This is a genomic window from Flavobacterium sp. HTF (assembly GCF_003105115.1).
In the GTDB taxonomy this organism is placed as follows: Bacteria; Bacteroidota; Bacteroidia; order Flavobacteriales; family Flavobacteriaceae; genus Flavobacterium.
On record NZ_QETH01000148.1, the window covers coordinates 1 to 6,451 of the forward strand.

Sequence of the window (6,451 nt, forward strand, 5' to 3'; positions counted from 1 at the left end):
TATCATAAAAACTATGTTGCTTTGTCTTTTTCTGTCTGTAAGTTTTGTTATCGTATCAGAGAAGACAGGATGGTTAGAAGTAGACTGGAATATTATTTTCATCCCTGCCCTTCTGGTTTTGCAAATAATAATTATAAGTACAGCCTTAAAAAACAGGTATAGAAAACTTTGACTCTAATTATTTAAAATTTCTTTTTTTAGAATATATTGTCAAGTTCTGAAATGCATATATTTGACACTTTAAATATTGCATGAAAAACATTCTTAGCTTTTTAATTTTATTCTTTACTGTCAATTCTTTTTCCCAGATTAAGATTCTATCATGGAATATAGAAAACTTAGGTAAATCGAAGACAGAATCTGATCTTAATTTTACTGCCAATATTATTCAGGAATATGATATTATAGCTATTCAGGAAGTTGTTGCAGGTTATGGCGGAGCACAGTCGATAGCCAAATTAGCAGGGATTTTAAATAAAAAAGGAACCAAATGGGATTATAGTATTAGTGACCCCACCAGCAGCAGTAGTTACAAAAGGGAGCGTTATGCTTTTTTATGGAAGACATCCAGAGTCAAATTACAAGGGAGCACCTGGTTAGAGAAGAAATATGGTTTAGTGATTGATCGGGAACCTTATTTTGCGACTTTCAAAATTGACAAAAAAGTAATCACCTTAGTCAATTTTCATGCTATTACAAAAAGCAGACAACCTGAAACCGAGATAAAATATTTCAAATTTTTACCGCAGGAGTATTCTAATCTAAACTTAATTATTGTCGGAGACTTTAACTGCCCGCAATCACATACTGTTTTTAATCCGCTAAAAAAGATGGAATATGTTCCTGTTTTTCAAAATCAGAAAACAACACTTAAACAAAAATGTAAAAATGATAATTGTTTAGCGTCTGAATTTGATAATATATTTTACAAAAAAAATACTTTAAACTACATTGATTCAGGTGTAATTTCATTTCATAAAAAATTCAATTCCTTAAAAGAGGCAAGAAAAATATCAGATCACATTCCGATATGGTTTGAATTTTCCATTAAATAATTATGTTTTAAGCTTTTTCTTTTTCGCTGCAGGAAATAATACATTATTCAGAATTAGTCTGTATCCCGGAGAATTGGGGTGTAAATCAAGTACTGTTGGGGGATCTCCTACCTGATGCTGGAAATCTTCAGGGTCATGTCCTCCGAAAAAAGTAAACATACCTTTGCCTTTTTCTCCATGAATATATCTTGATTCACCATTAAGTTCGCACACGCCCATTACCAAAACATTTGATTTTATAAGCGATGAATCAAATGATGTTGTTTGTCCCATAAAGCCTTTTACTAATTGAGTATGATTTTGACACAGCATACTTGGAATGGGATCCCATTTTGCAGAAAATTCCATTAGGGAAAAATAATCTTTTTCCATTACAATCCTGCGTTTGTTTGTCATATCTATATCAGAAAACTCATACACTTCCGGTCTTCTTTCTAAGGTAAAATTTTTAAAAGCGAATGAGTTCGCGAAATTTAATTTTGACTGATAATTTGATTCGCTGGGATCTCCGTCAAACATGGCTTCACAAATATCTACTCCATCAGCAGCAAGTGCTATATCGAAACTATCAGTTGCTGAACACATTGCAAACATAAATCCACCGCCAATTACAAAATCCCTGATTTTTTTTGCAACTGCACCTTTTTCCTGCGAAACTTTAGCATATCCTAATTTTGATGCCAATACTTCAGCATCTTTTTTCTGGTCTATATACCAGGGTGTATTTTTATAAGCAGCATAAAATTTACCATATTGCCCGGTAAAATCCTCATGATGCAAGTGCAGCCAATCATACAGAAGCAATTGATCACTAAGGACTTCTTCATCATAAATTGGAGTAAAAGGAATTTCAGCATAAGTCAGTACTAATGTTACTGCATCATCCCAGGGTTGTTTGCCTTTAGGAGTGTATACTGCAATTTTTGGTGCTTTTTCAAGAATTACCGATTCCATATTTTGGGAAGGGCTCGATATTTCATTTAAAATTGAAGCTTCTTCGCTATCCGAAATTATCTCAAAACTTACACCACGAATTTTACATTCTTTACGAATTTCCTCTGCATCGGGTAGTAAAAATGAGCCACCACGATAATTCAGTAACCAGCTTGCCTTATAATCTTTGCTTAAACACCAATAGGTAATTCCGTATGCCTTAAGATGATTTTGCTGTGTGGTTTCATCCATCGGAAGTAAGAGAAACGAAGCTTTGGCAGTCAAAGAAAACAGAAGTATGAAGATATATGCTAACCCTTTATTCATTAGAAAATTATTTTAGTAAAGATATAAAGGAAGCTCCAAAAAACACAATTGGCTGACTATTTTATTATATAAAATCTATTATAATGGTCATAATGACTAAATATTTACAAAAAACACGTATAAACACTTGCTATGTAAAAGCTGTTTCTAATTAAATTTGTTCATGAAATAACCAATTATATAAATCAATGAAAAATTTAACCATGAAACCCAATGAAAGTAACAATGAACCAAAGGGATTAAAATTAGCACAAAAAGTAGGGATCTGCATCCTTGTGCTAACTATAATTTTGTATTACGTCTTATCAATACAATTTTTAGCCAGTTAAACTTAAAAAGTTAGGACAGCTATTTCATTTTGAATCGCGTAAACTACTAATCCGGCAATATTTCTGGATTCAGTTTTAAGCAATAGATTATTGCGATGACCTTCTACTGTTCTTGGGCTTAAAAAAAGCTGATCGGCAATTTCTGAAGTTGTTTTTTGCTGGCAAATAAGCTGAAGAATTTCTATTTCGCGAGGTGACAGGAACCCTGTTTCTAAGTTGCCCTTGTTATTTTTTAATGAAATAATGGTATCCTGAATCGTTTTTAAAACTGTCTGACTGTAATAAAATCCTTTTCGGGATACTTCATTTATTGTATGAATTAAATCTTTTGGAGTTGTATTTTTTATCAAATAAGCAACAGCCCCAACCTGTATCATGTTGGCTACAAATGACTTTGTATCGTAACTTGTTAAGGCAATGATTTTAATATCAGGATACGTTTTTCTTATAATTTTGGTAGCTTCAACGCCGTTTAAAACAGGCATTTTCAAATCCATAACAATAATATCGGGTTTTATCGGATTTTCATTAAGCTTTATTATAAGCTCTTCTCCATTTGATGCTTCAAAAATAATCTCGATATTCTCCTCTCGTTGTAATAAAAAAGAGATTCCTTTCCGAAATAAAACTTCATCATCGACTAAAGCAATTTTTATTGCGCCACTCATTTTATTTTATGTATTTGGTTTTGGATGTTTCGAATTTACAAAATATGCTTTACAAAACTGTTAAAACATCTGTTTTATTAATAATTTTTATTTAATAATAAAATAATATAGTACTTTAAAAAGTAAACATTACATCAATGCCGTGATTTATTTCTGAATTTATTTTAATTGTTCCATCCAAAAATAAGATCCTGCTTTCAATATTTTTCATCCCGAGTCCCTTTTGATTATCAATACATTTAGCATCAAAACCAATTCCGTTATCTTCGTAATTGCAAGTATTTATTTCGTTATTATTTTTAAAAGCAATCCAGATTTCAGTTGCTTTTCCATGCCTCAAAGAATTATTCATAAGTTCCTGAAGAATTCTAAAAATATGCAAATGACGATCAGTTTCATTATCGTTGAAATCAATCTCATTTTTATAATAGACTTTTACAGCTTTAGAGCTTTCAAATTCTTCACATATTTCTTCGACAGCAGCATTTAGTCCGAACTTTTCAAAAACAGGCGGTAATAAATTATGCGCAATTTTTCTTGAATTTTCCAAAGCTTTTGTGGTAAGACTTATAATGTTATCTGTTATTTCTGCCGTTTCACTTTCTGTCAGGTTTGGTGCATTGAGCAAATGACTGTTCAGTGAAACAATATTCAACTTAGAACTTATATCATCATGTAAGTCCTGGGCAATTCTTTTACGCTCTTCTTCCTGCGTAATTATTATCGCATATAATTGCTCTTTTTGGTATTGCAAGATTAAGTCTTTCTTTTCGAGCTCTTTTTCTATAATTTTTTTTCTGGAAAAATAGAAAAAGGCAACCAACACAACAGCCATAACCACCAAAAAAAGAGAGGTATATAATATTATTACAACAATTTCTTTTTCAGGAACTGAATGTATGCTCATAAAAATCTGTGGTATTTATTAATTAATTTATAGATTAAATCAAATATATTGGTTTTTCTATAAATCTAACTATATTATTAAAAAATATAAAAAAGTAAAATCTCTATCAAATTTTATTCCGATAGAGATTTTATTATAAATTCCTGATTTTAAATATTAATATGGCGGAGACGGACGAACACCATCTAAAACATCATCTAAAACGTCACCAGTTTCACCTTTTGATGTTATTGACGTCTTTTTGACTGCATTATTTTTGTCTAAACTTATCAAAATAGTTGTTACTTTTCCTTTAGGATTAAGTCCGAAAAAAACACCAATATTAGCTGTATTTGCTTTATTAACCATAGTTTCAACAATAGAAGACTCTAAACTAAAATGACGAAAACGCAATCCATCATAAGAAGTTACTTCATCTAAGTCTTTAACTGAATTTAGTTTCTCCTTCCAGCCCAAAATACCTGCATAAGCATCTTTTGGCAATAACAAATGCTCACTTACCAAAGGAGTTCTTTTGTTAGTCTTGCTAACTGATAATTCATTTAACTTACTAAGTTTCGCTTCGTAATTTGATTCTTTTAGTATTGTCGAATTGATTTTTCCAAGTTCTTTCCCTGATTTGTCAACTCCGACTATACTAACCTGGATTGTATTGCTTTCGTAACCAAGAACAAAACGAACTTCGGTAATATTTGGCGTTTTTACCAATTTAGACATTTCTTCATTGGCAAACAAATAAGCGGTAACTTGTTTTTGTGAATTTGCAAATTTTGAGTCCAAATTAGCTGATAGCCAATTTTCTTTTTGTGCCGCTGATACTACCCCACTTTCTTCCTGAGAGTTATCTTTTTGGCATGAAAACATCAAAAACATCGCTGACACAGCGAATAAAATAGTTTTTTTCATAGTTGATTTTGGTTTTTATTAGTTAACGGTTTGAAATAAAATTGTATTAAGAATTTTCAGGATCACCATAAGGTGGGCATGGGCGCGTGGCGTCATAAACGTCAGTCTCTTCTTTTGAAGTTTGAGAGCTTCCTTTGATGGCATTATTCCCATCTAAACCTATCAAAATTGTCGTGACTTTTCCTTTAGGATTAAGTCCAAAAAACATGGCAATATTTACCGTTTTTGACTTATCTGCCATAGCAGCAATTACATCAGATTCTAAACTAAAATAACGGAAGCGTAAACCTTCATAAGAAGTCACTTCATCCAAATTAGATACTGAACTTAGTTTTTCCTGCCAGGCTTCTATCCCTGCAAAAGCATCTTTTGGCAATAAAACATGTGCATTTAATAATACTGTTCCTTTATTAGTTTTACCATTCGATACTTCGTTTAATTTACTAAGTTTCGATGTATAATTTGGCTCTTTCAAAATTGTCGAATTAACTTTTCCAAGCTCTTTTCCATATTTATCAACTCCAACAATACTAACTTGTATAATATTGTTTTTATAACCAAGAACAAAACGGACTTCGGTAATATTTGGAGTTTTTACCAATTTGGACATTTCGTCATTGGCAAACAAATAAGCGGTAACCTGTTTTTGTGAATTTGCAAATTTTGAGTCTAAATTAGCTGATAGCCAATTTTCTTTTTCTGTCTTTGAAATAGAATTTTTTTCTTCCTGAAAGCTATCCTTTTGACATGATGACGCTATTATCATCATAAATAAAATACAACGCAGAATGTTTTTTTTTGTCATTTTTGATTTAATTGGTTAATAAATATAAAATTGTGTTGTCTATGAAGATTTCTCCTTTTTAAAAAAACTTGCTTTCCATTCATAAAGAATAAATAAATGATAAACAATAAATAAAAAAGCATTTAATCTCCAGCTAAGATATTTCAAATCACTACTTAAATCATTTGTCAAATTACCTATTAAATATAAAACAGTACTTGATAACATATAAATTATCACACCTATTGTTATAAAAAAATACTTTTTTTCAATGGTTAATTGATTGTATAAATGCATTAAGGCATTACATACCAAGAAGAGTGATGTAAGAGTTATCGCAAATAAATTAAACTCAAATAAAAAATTGTAATTATAGATATATTGACATGTAAGTAAAAACAAGACAAAAAACATGCTTATTTGCATACATTTTTTCTGCTTTTTATCTTCAGAGAGAGATTTGAAAAATAATCCTAACAAAATAAATTGTCCAATAAAAAAGAAATTTACCAGTAATAAATTTTTAAAAGCAAATTGGTATA

At 30.7% G+C, this 6,451-nt stretch carries 7 protein-coding genes; 1 reads left to right on the top strand and 6 read right to left on the bottom strand.

Annotated elements, in window-relative coordinates; all coding sequences use genetic code 11:
* The first annotated feature begins 251 nt into the window (after positions 1-251).
* On the top strand, positions 252-1,055 hold the full coding sequence (locus DCO46_RS21960; protein WP_116754608.1) for an endonuclease/exonuclease/phosphatase family protein: 804 nt from the start codon (positions 252-254) through the stop codon (positions 1,053-1,055).
* On the opposite strand, the gene DCO46_RS21965 is transcribed toward DCO46_RS21960, so the two are convergent.
* The 6 genes from DCO46_RS21965 to DCO46_RS23130 all read right to left on the bottom strand — a co-directional run.
* Positions 1,056-2,315, bottom strand: a complete 1,260-nt coding sequence (locus tag DCO46_RS21965) for an asparagine synthetase B (protein WP_116754609.1) — start codon at positions 2,313-2,315, stop codon at positions 1,056-1,058.
* Positions 2,316-2,646: 331 nt separating this feature from the next.
* On the bottom strand, positions 2,647-3,312 hold the full coding sequence (locus DCO46_RS21970; RefSeq protein WP_116754610.1) for a response regulator transcription factor: 666 nt from the start codon (positions 3,310-3,312) through the stop codon (positions 2,647-2,649).
* A gap of 115 nt (positions 3,313-3,427) precedes the next feature.
* A complete protein-coding gene (locus DCO46_RS21975; RefSeq protein WP_116754611.1) occupies positions 3,428-4,219 on the bottom strand; it encodes a sensor histidine kinase in 792 nt (263 codons plus the stop codon).
* Positions 4,220-4,375: 156 nt separating this feature from the next.
* Positions 4,376-5,125 (bottom strand): hypothetical protein, encoded by a 750-nt coding sequence (locus DCO46_RS21980; protein WP_116754612.1) that lies wholly within the window; start codon positions 5,123-5,125, stop codon positions 4,376-4,378.
* Positions 5,126-5,171: 46 nt separating this feature from the next.
* Positions 5,172-5,930, bottom strand: a complete 759-nt coding sequence (locus DCO46_RS21985) for a hypothetical protein (protein ID WP_116754613.1) — start codon at positions 5,928-5,930, stop codon at positions 5,172-5,174.
* 39 nt (positions 5,931-5,969) lie between these two features.
* Positions 5,970-6,451: hypothetical protein (locus tag DCO46_RS23130; RefSeq protein ID WP_116754614.1), on the bottom strand; the 482-nt coding region annotated here is incomplete at its 5' end.